Source organism: Micromonospora sp. NPDC049044 (assembly GCF_040649215.1).
GTDB lineage: Bacteria > Actinomycetota > Actinomycetes > Mycobacteriales > Micromonosporaceae > Micromonospora.
In genome coordinates this window covers 41,984-59,117 of record NZ_JBEZFA010000001.1, presented here as the reverse complement: position 1 = coordinate 59,117, position 17,134 = coordinate 41,984, and the positions used below count along the sequence as shown (strand labels likewise).

Sequence of the window (17,134 nt, the reverse complement as noted above, 5' to 3'; positions counted from 1 at the left end):
GGCGTGGACCCCTCACCGGGTCGCCCGCTGCGGCCACGGCTGCCCGGCCGTGTCGCTGGCCCGGTCGGCGACGACGGTGCGCAGCAGAGCCAGCAGCTCGGTGCGGTTGGCGCAGTTCAGCCGGTTGCGCATCCGCGCCACGTGGTGTTCCACGGTCTTCGCCGAGATGAACAGCCGGTCGCCGATCTCGCGGTAGGTCAACCCGGCGAGCACCAGCTCGGCAACCTCGTACTCACGGTCGCTGAGCCCCTGCTGGGCGGGGTCGGCGACGCGGGTGGCGCGCTCGGTGGTGCGCGTCGTCGCCGGCTCTCCGTGGCCGCCGGGCGGTCGCCCCTGGAGGGCCCGCGCGCACTCAAGCAGGGTGGTCATCGCCCGCCGGTCCGCGGTGCGGATGGCGGCCTGACCGGCCAGGCGGGCACCGTCCCAGCGCAGTCCGGTGTCGTGCAGCGCCCGGGCGGCAGCCTCCACCCGGGCCGGGTCGACGACACCCCTGAGCACCTCCACCCAGCACTCCGCGGCGGCGGCGATCACCGCGGCGTACCGGCTGTGCTCAGCCGCGGCCAGCAGGGCCGCGACGTGTTCGTCGGCGACGGCCGGCGCCCCGGTGAGGATCGCGGCGTGCAGGCCACTCCAGCGCAGCGGCACGCTCCACAGTGGCGGGTCGCCGAGCCGGCCGAGCAACGCGTACGCCTCCCGCAGGTACGGTTCGAGTCGGGCCAGGTCACCGAGGCGCGCACCCGCGATGGCCAGCTCACCCAGCGGCAGGAGCGTGAACAGGTCGACGGGGTGCCGGACCACCGCCTCCAGCGACTGCCCCCAGCCGCGCTTGAGTGCCGCAAGGTCGCTCGTGCGGCGGGCGATGCCCATCCGGATCGCGGCGGCGAAGAGCAGGTCGCGTGACTCCAACTGCCGCCCGTCGAGCGTCACCGCGGCGAGCTGCTCGGTGGCGGCGCGCGTCTCACCCCGGACCATCAGGATCCACGCCTGCAACAGCCGGTGGCGCCGGGCCATCAGCGGACCACCGACACCGGCGTCCAGGGCACGGTGCAGCACCTGCTCGGCGATCTCCAGCTCACCACAGTGCACGGCGGTAAGCGCGGCGAGCGCCGCCGGGCTGTCCGGGAGCAGGGCCGCCCGGCCGTCCGGTTCGAGCAGCGCGGCGGCCTGTACGAGCGCCGAGAGTGCGGCGGTCGGCGGGCCGCTGACGCTCTCGCGTACCCCGGTGGCCATCAGCCGGGCGGCGCTGGCGTGCAGGGTCGGCGGTTCGCCGGGCGGGTCACCCGCCGGTGGGTCGGCGGTGGCGGCCAGGTCTCCGGTGGCGAGCCCTCCGACGGTGGCGAAGGCGAGCGCCGAGGCGGTGCCCGACCACCGGTACAGCTCCACGCTGCGGCCGACGTGGCCACGGTGCGCCAGGGCTGTCGCCGCCACGACTGCCGCCTCGGAACGCTCGGGCGGGGCGGCGGTGGCCAGCAGCCGATCGGCCAGTCGCAGGGCGTCGTCGAGGTTGCCGGCGAGCGCGGCGGCGAGTGCCTGCTGCGCGCTGGCCGGCTGCCCGGCCGCGGTGGCGGCGGCGAACAACTCGGCGGCGAACGCCGGCTCGTCGGTCAGGGCCTCGCCGGCCGCTGCGGCCAGCGTCGAGGCCGGGCAGTCGCCGAGCGCGCCGGCCGCGAGCAGCGAACGGACCAGCGGCAGCACCGCGGCACCGCGAGCGAGCTGCAACTCGGTGAGCCGGCGCCACACCGCGGTCCGGTCGGTGGTGGGGCTGAGCGTCGTGACCGCCTGCCGGACGATCGGCGCGAGCCGGCCGTCGGCGCCGAGCAGCCCGGCCGCCCGCGTCGTGGCGATCAGTTCGTCGACTGCCGACGGGTCCACGCCCAGCAACGCGGCGAGCATGTTCGCCGGCAGCGGGCCACCGGCCGCGACCGCGAGCAGCAGCCGGCGTACGGCGGCGGGCTGCACGTCCAGGTCGGGCCCGAACTCCGCGACGGCGGACCGGGGCGGGCTGGCCACCGGGCCGGTCGGGGTCTCCGCGCCGGCCAGGCCGCGGGCCAGCCGTTCGACATCCCGGGGTACGCCCGAGGTCTGCGTGTGGACGAAGTCCACAAGGTCGTCGCGGCGGCCCAGCTCCGGAGTGGCGGCGAGGTAGCTGGCGGTCTGTTCCCTGGTGAACGGGGTGAGCAGCACCGCCTGCCCGTCGCGCCGGAGGGAGTCGACAAGCTCGCTGAGCGCCGCCGACCGGGGCCACGGGCGGTGGGCGACCACCAGGCGGTGCCGGCGGGTGCCGTGCAGACGCAGCAGCACCTCGATCCGTGCGTCGTCGAGCAGGTGCGCGTCGTCGACAAGCACGAGCGTGTCGGGGCCGACCGGGTCGTCGGGCTCCGGGGTGGTCGTGCGGACGGTGATCCCGGCCCGCTGGTGGGCCCGCGCCAGCTCGGCGAGGAGGGCGGTCTTGCCGTGGCCGCCGGGGCCGGCGATGCCGACGGCAAGGGGGCCGGTCGGGTCCTGGGCGACGGTGTCCAGCAGGGTCTGTGGCCCCCGGTCCAGGGTCAGCCCCGGTGCGGCGAGGTCATTCATGATCATTGGGGTCATCCTTCGCGTCCCCGGCTGCGGGCCAGCGCCAGGCGGGACGGCTTCGGCAGGTCAAGTGGGAGGACCCGGACCGGCGGCCGCGGTGGCGGATCGCCCGGAACGGTGTCGTGGTGGGGGTGGTGCGGTGCCGGGATGGTGGCCCGCCCGGCGCTGCGCACCGGGTCGCGTGCCGGTGCCGGCGGGCGAGGGCGGGGCGACACCACCTGGGCGGCGGCCAGCGCCGCTCCGGTGGCGGCGGTCAGCTGCGAGTCCGGTTCGACCTCGACGGGCACCGGGAGGGCCGCGCTGATCAGCTCGATGACGAGCGGTACGCGGGCCGAGCCGCCCGCCAGCAGGACCCCGTCGAGCTGCGTCGACGTCAGGTCGGCGCTTCGTACCACCCGCAGCAGAAGCTCGACTGTGGTCTGCACGATCGGGCGGATCATGTGTTCGAACTGCGCCCGGGTCACCGGTATCCGGGCTGGGCCGCTCGGCAGGGTCAGCACCACGTCGGCCGTCAGGTCGACGGTCAGCGCCCGCTTGGCCCTGTCACACTCCCCGCGCAGCCCGCGCAGCGCGGCCTGGGTGCCGCGGCGTGCGGTGCTGGCCAGCTCCCGGGCCAGCACCGTCCGGGTGTGTCCGGCCAGCGCCTCGTCGAAGTCGACCCCGCCCACCGAGTCCAGACCCTGGGGCGTGCCGAACGTCTCGTAGGTGCCGCGCGGCGTGCGACGCACCAGCGCGGCCTCGAAGCTGTTGCCCCCCAGGGCGTAGACGGCGGCGGTGGTGCCCGGGAAGCCACGGGCCGCGTGGCTCTCGGCCGCCGTGACAGTGCGCGGGAGCAGCGTCACGTGCCGCAGGCCGAAGTGCGACAGTGCCCGGTGCAGCACCTCCCGCCGGTACGGACGCCACCCCGCCGGATGGCTGAGCACGACCGCCTCGGCCGGGCCGCCCTCCAGGGCGTGCACCCGCTCGACCACCCACGCCGCGAGTTCCGCGGTCAGTGTCTGCGGGGTGCAGGCCTCGCCGCCGAGCAGCAGGGGCACGTCGTCGCCGATCCGGTGGACGAAGTCCCGGGTGGTGCGGCTGCCGTCGTCGGTGGGCGGCTCGCCGACGTGCAGCGAGCCGTCCTCCGCCAGGCACAGCACCGACGGTACGACAGGGGAGCCGACGTGCAGCGGGACGGGCTCGGGACGCGTCCACGTCGTGCCGGTGCGCCGGGTTACCGCGGCGGCCGTGTTGGTGCTCCCGATGTCTATCCCGAGGACGTACGGCATCGTCTCTTCTCCCCCCGTGAGTTGGCCGGCCGGTGGCGATGGTGTCGGTGCTGCCGACGACCCACCCCGGGCGAACCCCGCGGGCTCCTACGTTCGTACCAGAGATCAGCCCCTGGTCGGGACCCTAATCTCGCCGGGACGGTTTCCCCCTGTCCCCCTAACGTACGAGGTCGTGGTGCCCCCGGTTCAACCGGGCTGGTTGCGGGCTGAGCCCCGATGCCCGGGTCGGACCCGGGCAATAGCGTCACTGTCGACGTATGACACCCGGCGCCGCCACTTCCGAGGAGAACCGGCACATGGACTCGCACCAGACCCTCCACGACTTCGTGCTCGACCTGCTGACGAACCCCGACGCGCGGTCGGCATTCGACCTCGACCCCGAGGGTGCGCTGCGGGGGGCGGGGCTCACCGACATCACCGCGGCGGACGTGCAGGACGTCGTGCCGCTTGTCGTCGACTACGCGCCGGGGGCGGGTCTGGCGCCGTTGGCCGCACCGGTCGGGCAGCTCGACCTGGAGCCGCTGCTCACCGACAGCACCGATGTGGTGGGTCAGTTGCAGAGCGTGGCGCAGCAGATCAGCGTCACGAGTTCGCCGACCGGCGTGGACGTCAAGGCCGGCGTGCTCGGTGCCATCGCGGTCGCCCCGTCGACGGCCGGTGCCGGGGTGACGGTGCTGCCCGGCATCGGCCTGGGCGTCGGTCCGTCCGGCCTGGACGCCGACTTCGCCGGCGTCTCCGACGTGGCCTACACCCTCGACGCGGACGTGGTGCAGCCGGTGGACGCGGTCGCCGACCCGGTGCTCGGTGAGGTCACCGGCACCGTCGGTGACCTCGGTGGCACCGACCCGAATCTGATCGGCGGCGACCTGACCGATGGTGTCCTCTCCGGCGCCTACGGTCAGCTCGGCGGGGTCGTCAGCTCCCTGGGTGTCGACGACACCCTCGGCGGGCTGGGCCTCGGGCACGGCGGCGGTGTCGTCGGCGGTGTGGTCCCACCGCTCGACGTGCCGTCGACTGTGGACGGCGTGACGCACCAGGTGGACAGCCTCCTCCCCGGTGTCACCGGCACTGTCGGTGACGTGACCGGCGGGGTCACCGATGGTGTGCTCGGCGGCGACTCGCACGCCTCGTCCGATCACGGGCTGCTGGGTATCACCGGCGGCCTGCTCTGACCCGGATCTCCGGGCGGAGCGGAGGGCCGGATCGCCTCGGGCGATCCGGCCCTCTCCGCTGCCTCTTGATAATTGAGCCGAAATCAGCACACTTGGTGCGGTGATGGCCGGGATCTGGTTGGACGTGCTGGACGACATCGCCCGCACGTGCAGTGCACACAGTCGTGGTGACCTGCTTCAGACGGTCCGGCAGAAGCGTGCCCAACTGCTGGATCCGACGCTGCGCGTCCTGGTCATCGGTGAGCCGAACCAGGGCAAGAGTCAGCTGATCAACGCGATCATCAACGCGCCGGCCTGTCCGGTGGGTGACGGCCGTACGACTGTCCTACCGACAGTGGTGCAGCACGCCGAGGCCCCGAGCGTCGCGGTCGCCCAGGCTCCGCCGTCCGCCCGGGGCGGCGCCGCCGTAACGGTGGCGGTCGAGCGGACCCCGGTGGCGCTGAACCAGGTCGGGGAGAGCGTGGCCGGCCTGGTCGGACGCCGACCGGGTGGCGGCCCGGCGTACGTCGAGATCGGTGTGCCCCGCGCACTGCTCGGTGCCGGACTGGTGCTTGTGGACACTCCCGGTGCCGACGAGGTCGGCGACATCGGCGGTGCCGCCTCGGTCGCCGCGCCCGCCCGTGCGGACACCGTGCTGCTGGTCTCCGACTCCACCCGGGACCTGTCGGTCGCCGAGCTGAACATGCTGCTGCACGTCATGCGGGCACATCCCAACGTGGTGGTGGTGCAGAGCAAGACCGACCTGGTGGCGGATTGGCGCGCGGTGGCCGACCGCAACCGGCAGCACCTGGCCGAGGCAGGCATCGCGGCGACGCTGATCCCGGTCTCGGCGGCGTTGCGACTGCGCGCCGCAGGCGCCGACGACCGGGGGCTCAACACCGAGTCCGGCTTTCCCGAGCTGATCGCCCGACTTCAGCGGGACCTGGCCGGCAAGGCCGACCGACTGGCCCGGGCCTCGGTGCAGACGGTGGCCCGGACGGTGGTGGAGCAGTTGGCCGCCCCGCTGCGCGCCGAGTTGGCGACCCGGGAGGCCGAGGAGCAGTCCGGGCCGATCTCCCGGTTGCACGCGGCGCAGCGGGAGGTCGACGAGCTACGCCGGTGCTCCACCCGCTGGCAGAACACCCTCAGCGACGAGATCGGCGATCTGCTCTCCGACATCGAGTACGACCTGCGTGACCGGACCCGGGAGATCCTGCGCACTGTCGACGAGGCGTTCGACACTGCCGACCCGTTGGTCGCCTGGGACACCTTCCAGGACTGGCTGGAGCGGAGCCTGGTGGAGGCGGCGGAGGCCAACCACGAGTGGCTGATCCAGCGCTGCGACTGGATCGCCCGCCGGGTGGCCGCCAACTTCAACAGGTACGGCTACGACGTGCTGCCGCCCTGGTCGATGACGATGCCGGAGGACATCGGGCAGCGGCTGCCGGAGTTGCAGATGCCGACGATCGACAGGTTCACCCCGGGCCAGAAGCTGTTCACCGGCATGAAGGGCTCGTACGGCGGGATGCTGATGTTTGGTCTGGCGACCACCCTGGCCGGCATGCCGATGATCAACCCGGTCTCGGTCGGCATCGGGGCCCTGTTCGGCGGCAAGAGCATCCGCGACGAGAGCAAGCAGTTGCTCCGTCGCCGGCAGGCGACAGTCAAGACGGCCATCCAGCGGCATGTCGACGACTTCTTCGTCCGGATGATCCGCGACTGTCGGGACACCACCCGGCAGGTGCAGCGGATGCTGCGGGACCACTTCACGGGGCTGACCGAGGAGCTTCAGGAGGCGATCGTCCAGTCGTTCCGAAGCGCCAAGCAGGAGGCCGAGACGGATGCGTCGCTGCGCGAGCAGCGGCACCGCGAGATCCGGCTGAAGATGACCCGGTTGGCGGCGCTCTACGAGCAGGCGCAGCAGTTGACCGGCGCCCAGTCCGCCCCGCTGCGGTTGGAGCCGCAGGCATGACCGTGGGTCTGCGCCTGGACGAGGCGGCCTGGGGGTTGTTGCACCAGGCCATCGACCTCTACCAGGGCCATCCACGGGCCGTGGGGCAGTTGCGGCACCAGGTCGCCCGACTGGAACAACCGCTGCGGATCGCGATCGTCGGGCCCTGGCGTTCCGGCAAGTCGACGGTGCTCAACGCCCTGATGGGCGAGGAGGTCGCGCCGGTCGAGCGGGCGGACGGGGCGTTCACCTGGTACGAGGACGGCGCCGAGCCGAGCGCGACCGCCTATCCGGCCGGTCAGCCTCCGCAGGAGTTGGCAGTGGTCAAGTCGGCGACCGGCCTGCGGGTGGATCTCGGCTGGGGCGCGGGCGACGTGCGCGACATCGTGGTGCGGTGGCCGACGCGGGCGCTGCGGCAGGTCACGCTCATCGACACCCCGGCGGTCACCGGCGCCGCCGAGCCGGACCGGGGGCCGGTGCTGGAGCGGGTGTTACGGGACTCGGACGCGGTGTTGTACCTGACCCGCGACGCCCGCGACAGTGATCTGCGGGTGCTGGAGTCCGGCCGGGACAGCGTGGTCGGGCAGGCCGCCCCGGTCAATGTGATCATGGTCTTGTCCCGGGCGGACGAGATCGGCGGAGGCCGGATCGACGGCCTGCTCACCGCCCGGCAGCTCGCTCGGCGGCACCACCGCGACCCGCGGGTGAACGCGCTGAGCGTGAACGTGGTGGCGTGCAGTGGGATGCTCGGCCTGGCGGGCCGGATGCTCGGTGAGTCGGATTTCGCCGCGCTTGCCACCATCGCCCAGGTGCCGCGGGCCGAGCTGGACGCCCACCTGATCTCCGCCGACCGGTTCCTCAATGGTGAGCTGCCGGTACGGCTGGAGACCGAGGTACGGGCCGCGTTGCTGGATCGGTTCGGGATCTTCGGCGTCCGGCTGGCGAGCACCCTGGTGCGCAGTGGTTTCGACAGTCGGGTGAAACTCTCGGCGGAACTCATTCGGCGCAGCGGTCTGACCGAGCTGCGGGAGTCGGTGACCCGCTGTTTCATCGACCGCGGTGACGCCCTCAAGGCCCGGTCCGCGCTGGCGGCGGTCGAGACGCTGCTGCGGACCGAGCCCATCCCGGGTGCCGCGGAGCTGACCGGCGCACTCGAACGGATCCTCGCGGGTGCGCACGAGTTCCGCGAGCTGCGCCTGCTTGTCGCGCTGCGCAACGCCCGGCTCGGCTTCGACGCGGAGCTGGCCGCCGAGGCGCAGCGGCTCGTCGGGGGTGACGGGGTGGGCCTCGCGGCCCGGCTCGGTGTCGAGCACGAGGCGACGGTGCAGCGGCTCTGGGAGGTTGCCACCGACGCGCAGTGGCGGTGGCGGGACCGGGCCGAGGACCCGTTGCTGCCGCTGGCGCAGCGGCGCGGGGCCCAGGTGGTCGTCCGCAGCTGCGAGGGGATGATCGCCGAGCTGGTGGCGGGCGGCCGCTGAGCTGACGGCGGTCCGGCGCAGCAGGCTCGCCGGTCGCTACCGCAGCCCGAGAACCGTTATTCGATCATGCTCGACACGGTTGTCCCTGACCTGCGGAGATAACGCTCTCACGGATCGCGGAAGAGGCTTGACGCGCCGGTGGTCCGGACGCCACGATGCATCCACACACATCGCTCCCTCGCCAGGCGTGATCGGCGCACGCCGTCCTCGCACCACGAAAGGACAACCGTGCGCAGATCCCTGAGAGCGTGGCTCGGCGGCGCGCTGAGCGCGCTTCTGGTGGCGGGCGGCATCGTCGCCGCCGCACCCACCGCCAGCGCCGCACCCTTCACCGTGCTGGTCTTCAGCAAGACCGCCGGATTCCGGCACGGATCCATCGCCGCGGGCATCACCGCCATCCAGCAGCTCGGTGCCGCCAACGGTTTCACCGTCGAGGCGACCGAGGACGCGGCCCAGTTCAGCGACGCCAACCTCGACCGGTTCGCCGCGGTGATCTGGCTGTCCACCACCGGCGACGTGCTCAACACCGCGCAGCAGGCCGCGTTCGAGCGCTACATCACCGGCGGCGGCGGCTACGTGGGGGTGCACGCCGCCTCGGACACCGAGTACGACTGGCAGTGGTACGGCGGGTTGGTCGGGGCGTACTTCGCCTCGCACCCGGCCGAGCAGACCGTCACCGTCAAGGTCGCCGACCAGGTGCACCCGTCCACCGCGACGTTGCCGCAGCGGTGGAGTCGGTTCGACGAGCTGTACAACTACCGCACCAACCCGCGGGGCAGCGCGCACGTGCTGGCCACCCTGGACGAGAGCACCTACACCGGCGGCAGCATGGGCGCCGACCACCCGATCTCCTGGTGCCAGAACTACTCCGGCGGTCGCGCCTGGTACACCGGGCTGGGCCACACCGACGCCTCGTACACCGAAGCGAACTTCCGCCAGCACCTGCTCGGCGGCATCCGGACCGCCGCCGGGGCGGTCGACGCCGACTGCGGCCCCACCGTCAGCAGCAACTTCCAACAGGTCGAGCTGGCCAGGGGTGCGGCCGAGACCGGCGAACCGATGAGCCTCACCGTCCTGCCCGACCGGGGCGTGCTGCACACCTCGCGCAACGGCGTGATCCGGCACACCGACGCCGCCGGCAACACCAAGGTCGCCGCCACCCTGCCGGTCTACACAGGCGACGAGGAGGGCCTGCAGGGCATCAAGGCCGACCCGAACTTCGCCACCAACCGCTGGGTGTACGCCTACTACGCCCCACCCCTCAACACCCCCGGTGGCGGTGCACCGGCCACCGGCACCCCTGCCGACTTCGCCGTCTGGGACGGCGTCAGCCGGCTGGCCCGGTTCACAGTGAACGCGGACAACACCATCAACCTGGCCAGCGAGACGCTGATCCTCACCGTGCCGACAAGTCGGGGTATGTGCTGCCACGTCGGTGGCGACATGGACTTCGACGCCGCCGGCAACCTCTACCTGTCCACAGGGGACGACACCAACCCGTTCGACTCGGCCGGCTTCACCCCGATCGACGAGCGGGCCGGCCGCAACCCGGCCTCCGACGCCCAGCGCACCTCGGCGAACAGCAACGACCTGCGGGGAAAGGTGCTCCGGATCAAGCCGAGCGCGGCCGGTGGCTACACCATCCCGGCCGGCAACATGTTCGCCCCGGGCACCGCGCGGACCCGCCCGGAGGTCTACGCGATGGGCTTTCGCAACCCGTTCCGAATGAGCGTGGACAAGGCCACCGGCATCGTCTACCTGGGCGACTACGGCCCGGACGCGGGCACCGCCGACCCGAATCGGGGACCGGCGGGCAACGTGGAGTTCGCCCGGATCGACCGGCCCGGTTTCTACGGCTGGCCGTACTGCACCGCCCGCAACGACGCCTACAACGACTACACCTTCCCGTCCGGGCCGTCCGGGCCGAAGTTCGACTGCGCGGGCGGGCCGGTGAACAACTCGCCGAACAACACGGGCATCACCCAGCTACCGCCGGCCATCCCGGCGTGGCTGCCGTACGGCGGTTCCGGCTCGCCGCCGGAGTTCACCGGCGGCGGCCTGTCGCCGATGGGCGGCCCGGTCTACCGGTACGACCCGAACAACACCTCGCCTGTGGCGTTCCCCGAGTACTACGACGGGACCTACTTCGCCGGTGAGTTCGGCCGTCGCTGGATCAAGAACATCAAGCTCGACGCGTCCGGCCAACCGCTGAAGATCAACCCGTTCCCGTGGACCGGCACCCAGGTCATGGACATGGAGTTCGGGCCGGACGGCGCGCTCTACGTGCTCGACTACGGCACCGGCTGGTTCAACGGCGACGCCAACTCGGCGCTCTACCGCATCGAGTACGCCCGCGAGGGCAGAGCGCCGATCGCGAAGGTGTCGGCCACCCCGACCAGCGGCACCGCGCCGCTGACTGTCGCCTTCTCCTCGGCCGGCACGCTCGACCCGGACGGTGACCCGTTCAGCTACGCCTGGGACTTCGACAACAACGGCAGCACCGACTCGACGGCGGCGAACCCGAGCTTCACCTACACCACGAACGGGACCCGCAGCCCGACGCTGACGGTCCGCGACACCACCGGCAAGACGGCCACCGCGAGCGTGGTCGTCACGGTCGGCAACAGCGCCCCGGTGGTCACCGTGAACACCCCGTTGAACGGGCAGACGTTCTCCTTCGGGGACGCGGTGCCGTTCAGCGTCACTGTCACCGACGCCCAGGACGGTACTGTCAACTGTGCCCGCGTGAAGGTGAACTACGTCCTCGGCCACGACTCGCACGGCCACCAGCTCGGCAGCGCGCAGGGCTGCACCGGGGTCATCCAGACCACCGCCGACGGTGAGCACGACACGGCGGCGAACATCTTCGGCGTCATCGACGCCGAGTACACCGACCTGGGCGGGGGCGGCCAACCGGCGCTGACCACGCACACCCAGGCGGTGCTGCAACCCCGGGTCCGGCAGGCCGAGCACTTCGGTGACTCGTCCGGCGTGCAGATCGTCTCCGGGGCGGCCGGGCACGGCGGCGCGGCGGTCGGTTACATCGACAACAACGACTGGATCTCGTTCCGCCCGTACCACCTGACCGGCGTCCAGTCGTTCAGCGCCCGGGTCGGCGCCCCGGCCGGCGGGGGCGGCACGCTGGAGTTGCGGGTCGACTCGCCGACCGGGCCGCTGGTCGGCTCGGCCACCGTGGTGCCCACCGGTGGGTACGCCAATTTCGCCACCGTCACCGGCGGGGTCACCGCCCCGACCGGCACCCGGACCCTGTTCCTGGTCTTCAAGGGCACCGGCCCGTGGTTCGACATCGACGAGTTCACCCTCTCCACCAGCCCGGGTGGCCCCGGACCGGACCCGGACCCCGAGCCGGGGACCAACCTGGCCCGGGGCAAACCGGCACGGGCGTCCAGCTTCGAAGGTGCGTACGGCGCGGCGAACGCGTTCGACGGGGTGGCCGACACCCGATGGGGCAGCGCCTTCAGCGACCCGCAGTGGATCGACGTGGACCTCGGTGGCACGCACTCGCTCAGCCGGGTCAAGCTGACCTGGGAGGCGGCGTACGGCAGCGGGTACCAGATCCAGACCTCGACGGACGGGGTCACCTTCACCACTGTCCGCACGGTGACCGGCGGCGACGGCGGGGTGGACGACCTGACCGGCCTCACCGGCTCCGGCCGGTACGTCCGGCTCCTCGGCACCGCCCGCGGCACTGCGTGGGGCTACTCGCTCTATGAATTCGAGGTGTACGGGAGCGCCGGCGGCTCGACCGGCGGCAACCTGCTGCTCAACAAGCCGACGACGACATCGAGCAACGAGGGAGCCGACGTCTCCGGCGCCCAGGCGGTCGACGGCAGCCTCACCACCCGCTGGTCGAGCACCTTCTCCGATCCGCAGTGGATCCGGGTCGACCTCGGCAGCCCCACCGCGATCGGCCGGGTCACGCTGAACTGGGAGGCGGCGTACAGCAGCGCGTACCAGATCCAGACCTCGAACGACGGCACCACCTGGACCACAGTGAAGACGGTGACCGGCGCCGACGGTGGTGTGGACGAGCACACCGGGCTCGGGGCCAACGGCCGTTACCTGCGGATCTACGGCACCGCCCGGGGCACCGGGTACGGCCATTCGCTCTGGGAGGTGCAGGCGTACCAGAGCTGAACCAGCGCCGCTGACGTGGCCGGCACGGGCACCCCGGGTCGGCCACGCCCGGCGCTCACGTGCTGGGCGTCGGCGCGGGCGTCCGGGTGAACGGCCAGGGGTACTCCCCGAACAGGTTGGTGCACGCCGACAGCAGCTGTTTCCGCGCGGTGGCCACCCGTTCGGTGGCGGGGCCCGTGTCGACTGTGGGGTCGTTCAGCACCCAGAGGTCGCCAGCTTCCTGGGCGGCCGACCCCAGCCGCTTGCCAGCCTCCTGGATGCCGCTGTCGGTCGACTCGATGGCGCGCGTCGCAGTGCCAACGTCCTCCATGGGCGGGTTGTTCTTCTCGATGGAGTAGACCACCCGGGTGCACGCGTTGGCGGCGGCCTTGTCCGCGGGCGTGGTGGAGCTGGGCGTGGGGGAGGGCGACTCGGCGGGCGAGCAGCCGGCCAACAGCAGGGAAGCGACAAGGAGGGTGCGGATCACGGCAAGGAGACTAACCGTCACCGGGTCGGGAACCTCGCTGGCCTGACCTCATTGCATATACCGTTCATCGGTATATTCTCATTCGCATGACTGACAGTCCGCTCCGGGAACCGACGTTCCTGGTGCTCACCGCGCTCGCCGAGGCGCCCAAACACGGATACGCGGTCATCGAGGACGTGCTGCGTATCTCCGACGGCCGGGTGCGGCTGCGCGCCGGCACCCTCTACGCGGTCCTCGACCGGCTCCGCGCCGACGGCCTCATCGAGGTCGAGCGGGAGGAGATCGTCCAGTCGCGACTCCGCCGCTACTACCGGCTCACCGCCGTGGGCGCGCGCCGGCTCGCCGACGAGGCGTCCCGCCTGCGACACCACGCCGAAGCCGCGCGCACCCGGCTGCGCCGCGGCGGCCTGCTTGCCGACGGGGGTGCGGCGTGAGCGCCGACGACCTGGAACGCCGCTACCGGCGGCTGCTGGCGGTGTATCCGTGGGAGCACCGCCGGGTGTACGAGGACGAGATGATGGCCGTGCTGCTCGCCGAGGCGCGGCCGGGGCAGCGGCGACCGGCCGCCGCCGACGTGCGGAATCTCCTCGGCGCAGGCCTGCGGGCTCGGCTGCGGGTGGGCGCACGGGGGCTCACCACGTCGACCTGGTCGGACGCTTCGGCGGTGACGGGCCTGCTGGTCGGGCTCGTGCTGCTCGCCCTGGCCGGCACGGCAACACTCGACCAGCTCATCCACCCCCCGAATCTGCCGCCCGAGTACCAGCCGGGCGGCCCGGACCTCGTCGACTGGCTGCGCGTCGCCGGTTGGGCGGGCGTCTGCGCCGCGGCGCTGCTCGGGTGGCGTTGGCTGGCCGCCGGCCTGGCCTGGGCCGGGGTGCTCGGTTGGGGCGTGTTCGTCGCACCCGAGGCCGGTGCCAACCCGACGTACGTGGTGGACACCCTGCCCCAGTTCCTCCTCGCCGTGGTGGCGGCCGGCGCGCTCACCGTGCCGGCGCCGCGCCGCCGGGCGGTCGCGCTGCTGGGCGTACGCCGGCTGGTGGCGCTGCTGCTCGCGCCGGCCGCGATGGTGGCGCTGCTGGTGCTCAACCGGGTGACCAGTCCCGCGTTCGACTTCGTCGGTGACGAGGGCGTGTCCTACCACGTCTTCTACGGCCTCGAGGCGAGCAGCGAGCTGGCCGTGTGGCTCTTCGTCGCCGGCCTGGCGGCGGCCGCACTGGCCATGCTGGTCGCGCTCGCCAGGCTCCACCCCGGGGTGCGCCGGCGGATCGTCGTCCTGCTCCTGCCCGTGGCGACCCTCACCCTGGTGATCGACAGCGCACTCGCCGGGTGGGCCACCTCGACAATGAACATGGGGCACGTCATCCCGCTGGTGCCGGTGCAGTGGGCGATGCTGCTGCTCGCCCCACCGGTGACCTTCCTGGCCGGCGCACTGCTCGTCCAACGCCGAGAGGAGACCCTGCGGATGGTCGCCCTCGGCCGGGACGCGGACCGCGAGCAGCCGGTGGACCTGTAACGCGACGCTCGGGCCGGTGGTCACGTCAGTCGTCGGCGACGGCCACCGGCTCCGAGCCGATGCAGCGCACCTTCAACTCGTACTCGCCTGTCGACCCCGCGAACGTGACCTCGACGTCGTCGTCCGGTCCCCGGTCCACGTCGCGAACCCGGTAGCCCTGGGCGGGCGCCCAGGAGACGAGGCGTACGCCGTCGGCGGCGCACTCGGCCACTGCCGTGCCGCCGTTGGTGGCGAACCCTCGACGGACCCCGGGGCTGGCGCTCGCCGCGGTGCCCGGCGGGCCTGCGGTGGCCGTACCGGTGCCCGTGGTGCCGGTGGGCACCGGCTCCGGCGAGGCGAGCGCCCGTTCGATCTCCGTCGCGCTGCGCACCCCGCCCGGGGTGCCGGTGATGCTCTCGCCGACCAGCCGGATCGCGCCCAACCCGATCAGGGTGGCCACGGCGACAGTGGCGACCCACCCGGCGGCGACGAGAATCGAACGACGGCTCATCCGCTGACTATCCCCGATCCGTCCTTGTCGTTGGCACATCCGGACGCTAAGGCAGGGTTAACGTGCGCCGCGCAGTCGCCGGTAGCGGTTAGCCTGCCAGCTGTGGCCCGCCTGCTGCTCATCGAGGACGACCTGACGATCCGCACCCCGCTGATCCGGGCGTTGCGGGAGCGTGGGCACGCGGTGGCCGCCGCCTCGACAGCGATGGCCGGGCTCCGCGACGCCCTGGAGGACCGGCCCGATCTTGTCGTGCTCGACCTGGGTCTGCCCGACCTGGACGGCCGCGAGTTGTTGCGGATGCTGCGCGCGGTCAGTTCCGTGCCGGTCATCGTGGCCACCGCCCGCGACGACGAGGCGGAGATCGTCCGGGTGCTCGACGCGGGGGCCGACGACTACGTGGTGAAGCCGTTCACCGCCGCGCAGCTCGACGCCCGCGTCCGGGCGGTGCTGCGGCGGGGTCCCGCCGGCGCGGACGGGTCGGACCCGTCGCTCGTCGTCGGCGGGCTGCGCGTCGACCCCCGGTCCCGACAGGTCACCCTGGACGGGACTGCTGTGGAGCTGACGCCGCGCGAGTTCGACCTGTTGCACCACCTGGCCGGCCGCCCCGGCCAGGTGGTGACCAAACGTGAGCTGCTCACCGAGGTCTGGCAGATCCCGTACGGCGGCGCGGACAAGACCGTCGACGTGCACCTGTCCTGGCTGCGCCGCAAGCTGGGGGAGAACGCCCAGCAACCGCGCTACCTGCACACAGTGCGCGGCGTCGGAGTGCGTCTCGAGGCACCGGCGGCGCGGCCGTGAGGGCCCGGCTGGCACTGCTCGTCGCCGCCGTCAGCGTGCTCACCCTCATCGCGTTCCTGGTGCCGCTGGCCCTGCTGGTCCGCACCGTCGCGGAGGACCGGGCCACAGTTGCGGCCACCGCCGACGCGCAGAGCCTGGTGCCGGTGGTCGGCACCGCCGACGCGACGACGATCCGACTCACCGTCGAGCAACTCGCCGCGGAATCCGGGCGAGCGGTGAGTGTCTTCCTGCCGGACGGGTCGGTGCTCGGTGCGCAGACCCCCCGCACGCCGGCGGTGGCGCTGGCCGCGCGCGGGCAGAGCCTCACCGGGGAGTCGGCCGCCGGTCGGGAGGTGGTCATCGCCGTGCAGGGGCGGGCGGACGGCACCGGGGTGATCCGGATCGTGGTGCCGCGCCACGAGCTGACCGCCGGCGTCACCCGGGCCTGGTTGGTGCTGGCCCTGCTCGGGGTGCTGCTGGTGCTGATCGGTCTGCTCGTCGCCGACCGGCTGGCGCGGAACCTGGTCCGGCCGATCAGCGACCTGTCGGCGGTGTCGCACCGGCTGGCCAACGCCGAGCTGGACGCCCGGGTCACTCCGGCCGGCCCGGCCGAGCTGCGCGAGGTGGCCGGTGCGCTCAACCATCTCGCCACCCGGATCCAGGTGCTCCTGGTGCAGGAACGCGAACAGGTCGCCGACCTCTCGCACCGGTTGCGTACCCCGCTGACGGCCTTGCGGCTGGAGGCGGAGTCGTTGCGGGACCCGGACGACGCCGCCCGGATCACCACCGCGGCCGACGGCCTCGAACGGGCGGTCAGCGGGCTGATCCGGCAGGCCCGGTGGCGGCACTCGCCGACGGCGCAGCCGGCCACCTCGGACGCGGCGGCGATCGTCGCCGACCGGGTCGCGTTCTGGTCGGTGCTGGCCGAGGACACCGGGCGGGCAGTCACCCTCGACCTGGCGCCCGGCCCGCTGCCGGTGGGGGTGCCCGCCGACGACCTGGCGGCGGCAGTGGACGCCCTGCTCGGAAACGTCTTCGCGCACACCCCCGACGGGACGCCGTTCGCCGTCCAGCTCGGCCGCGACGCGGGGGAGGTGGTCCTCACCGTGGCGGACGCCGGCCCGGGCCTGCCGGTCGGGGCGGTTCGGCGGGGCGCCAGCGCGGCCGGGTCGACAGGTCTCGGCCTGGACATCGCCCGGCGTGCCGCGCAGGCCGGCGGCGGTCGCCTGGAGTTGCGGGCCGGCCCGACGGGCGGGGCGCAGGTGCTGCTGCGGCTGCGTCCACCGACGCCGCGGCGGGAGGCATAGG

General features: G+C 72.9%; 12 protein-coding genes. 8 read left to right on the top strand and 4 right to left on the bottom strand.

Annotation, left to right across the window (positions count from 1 at the left end; all coding sequences use genetic code 11):
* Positions 1-12 precede the first annotated feature (12 nt).
* Complete coding sequence (locus tag AB0B85_RS00250) at positions 13-2,580, bottom strand: LuxR C-terminal-related transcriptional regulator (RefSeq protein WP_357401852.1); 2,568 nt, start codon at positions 2,578-2,580, stop codon at positions 13-15.
* Positions 2,581-2,585: 5 nt separating this feature from the next.
* The gene (locus tag AB0B85_RS00245) at positions 2,586-3,842 is read right to left on the bottom strand and encodes an Hsp70 family protein (protein ID WP_357401851.1); all 1,257 of its coding nucleotides are present in this window, start codon (positions 3,840-3,842) and stop codon (positions 2,586-2,588) included.
* Positions 3,843-4,138: 296 nt separating this feature from the next.
* On the opposite strand from AB0B85_RS00245, the gene AB0B85_RS00240 reads away from it, so the two are divergent.
* The 4 genes from AB0B85_RS00240 (at position 4,139) to AB0B85_RS00225 (ending at position 12,580) form a co-directional block, all read left to right on the top strand.
* On the top strand, positions 4,139-5,014 hold the full coding sequence (locus tag AB0B85_RS00240) for an IniB N-terminal domain-containing protein (protein WP_357401850.1): 876 nt from the start codon (positions 4,139-4,141) through the stop codon (positions 5,012-5,014).
* Positions 5,015-5,117: 103 nt separating this feature from the next.
* Positions 5,118-6,965, top strand: a complete 1,848-nt coding sequence (locus tag AB0B85_RS00235) for a dynamin family protein (RefSeq protein WP_357402393.1) — start codon at positions 5,118-5,120, stop codon at positions 6,963-6,965.
* On the top strand, positions 6,962-8,422 hold the full coding sequence (locus tag AB0B85_RS00230; protein WP_357401848.1) for a hypothetical protein: 1,461 nt from the start codon (positions 6,962-6,964) through the stop codon (positions 8,420-8,422). The genes AB0B85_RS00235 and AB0B85_RS00230 overlap by 4 nt, the downstream gene beginning before the upstream one ends.
* A 228-nt stretch (positions 8,423-8,650) precedes the next feature.
* Positions 8,651-12,580, top strand: coding sequence for a ThuA domain-containing protein (locus tag AB0B85_RS00225; protein ID WP_357401846.1), 3,930 nt, complete (start codon positions 8,651-8,653; stop codon positions 12,578-12,580).
* A gap of 55 nt (positions 12,581-12,635) precedes the next feature.
* Here AB0B85_RS00225 and AB0B85_RS00220 read toward each other — a convergent pair whose 3' ends face one another.
* Entirely contained in the window at positions 12,636-13,046 is a 411-nt protein-coding gene (locus tag AB0B85_RS00220) for a hypothetical protein (protein WP_357401844.1), read from the bottom strand.
* 86 nt (positions 13,047-13,132) lie between these two features.
* On the opposite strand from AB0B85_RS00220, the gene AB0B85_RS00215 reads away from it, so the two are divergent.
* Both AB0B85_RS00215 and AB0B85_RS00210 read left to right on the top strand, forming a co-directional pair.
* Positions 13,133-13,480 (top strand): PadR family transcriptional regulator, encoded by a 348-nt coding sequence (locus AB0B85_RS00215; RefSeq protein ID WP_357401842.1) that lies wholly within the window; start codon positions 13,133-13,135, stop codon positions 13,478-13,480.
* Positions 13,477-14,559, top strand: coding sequence for a hypothetical protein (locus AB0B85_RS00210; RefSeq protein ID WP_357401840.1), 1,083 nt, complete (start codon positions 13,477-13,479; stop codon positions 14,557-14,559). Before AB0B85_RS00215 ends, AB0B85_RS00210 begins: the two co-directional genes overlap by 4 nt.
* A 25-nt stretch (positions 14,560-14,584) precedes the next feature.
* On the opposite strand, the gene AB0B85_RS00205 is transcribed toward AB0B85_RS00210, so the two are convergent.
* Positions 14,585-15,049 (bottom strand): septum formation initiator, encoded by a 465-nt coding sequence (locus tag AB0B85_RS00205; RefSeq protein ID WP_357401838.1) that lies wholly within the window; start codon positions 15,047-15,049, stop codon positions 14,585-14,587.
* Positions 15,050-15,151: 102 nt separating this feature from the next.
* On the opposite strand from AB0B85_RS00205, the gene AB0B85_RS00200 reads away from it, so the two are divergent.
* Together AB0B85_RS00200 and AB0B85_RS00195 are read left to right on the top strand one after the other, a co-directional pair.
* The gene (locus tag AB0B85_RS00200) at positions 15,152-15,847 is read left to right on the top strand and encodes a response regulator transcription factor (protein WP_357401836.1); all 696 of its coding nucleotides are present in this window, start codon (positions 15,152-15,154) and stop codon (positions 15,845-15,847) included.
* Positions 15,844-17,133 carry a HAMP domain-containing sensor histidine kinase gene (locus AB0B85_RS00195; protein WP_357401834.1) on the top strand — a complete coding sequence of 430 codons (1,290 nt, stop codon included), beginning with the start codon at positions 15,844-15,846 and terminating at the stop codon, positions 17,131-17,133. Before AB0B85_RS00200 ends, AB0B85_RS00195 begins: the two co-directional genes overlap by 4 nt.
* Position 17,134 lies beyond the last annotated feature (1 nt).

Bases quoted from the DNA above. Each gene is read 5' to 3' on its own strand.
- AB0B85_RS00205 (WP_357401838.1), bottom strand. From the start codon at position 15,049: ATGAGCCGTCGTTCGATTCTCGTCGCCGCCGGGTGGGTCGCCACTGTC.
- AB0B85_RS00250 (WP_357401852.1), bottom strand. From the start codon at position 2,580: ATGATCATGAATGACCTCGCCGCACCGGGGCTGACCCTGGACCGGGGG.
- AB0B85_RS00240 (WP_357401850.1), top strand. From the start codon at position 4,139: ATGGACTCGCACCAGACCCTCCACGACTTCGTGCTCGACCTGCTGACG.
- AB0B85_RS00215 (WP_357401842.1), top strand. From the start codon at position 13,133: ATGACTGACAGTCCGCTCCGGGAACCGACGTTCCTGGTGCTCACCGCG.
- AB0B85_RS00235 (WP_357402393.1), top strand. From the start codon at position 5,118: ATGGCCGGGATCTGGTTGGACGTGCTGGACGACATCGCCCGCACGTGC.
- AB0B85_RS00245 (WP_357401851.1), bottom strand. From the start codon at position 3,842: ATGCCGTACGTCCTCGGGATAGACATCGGGAGCACCAACACGGCCGCC.
- AB0B85_RS00230 (WP_357401848.1), top strand. From the start codon at position 6,962: ATGACCGTGGGTCTGCGCCTGGACGAGGCGGCCTGGGGGTTGTTGCAC.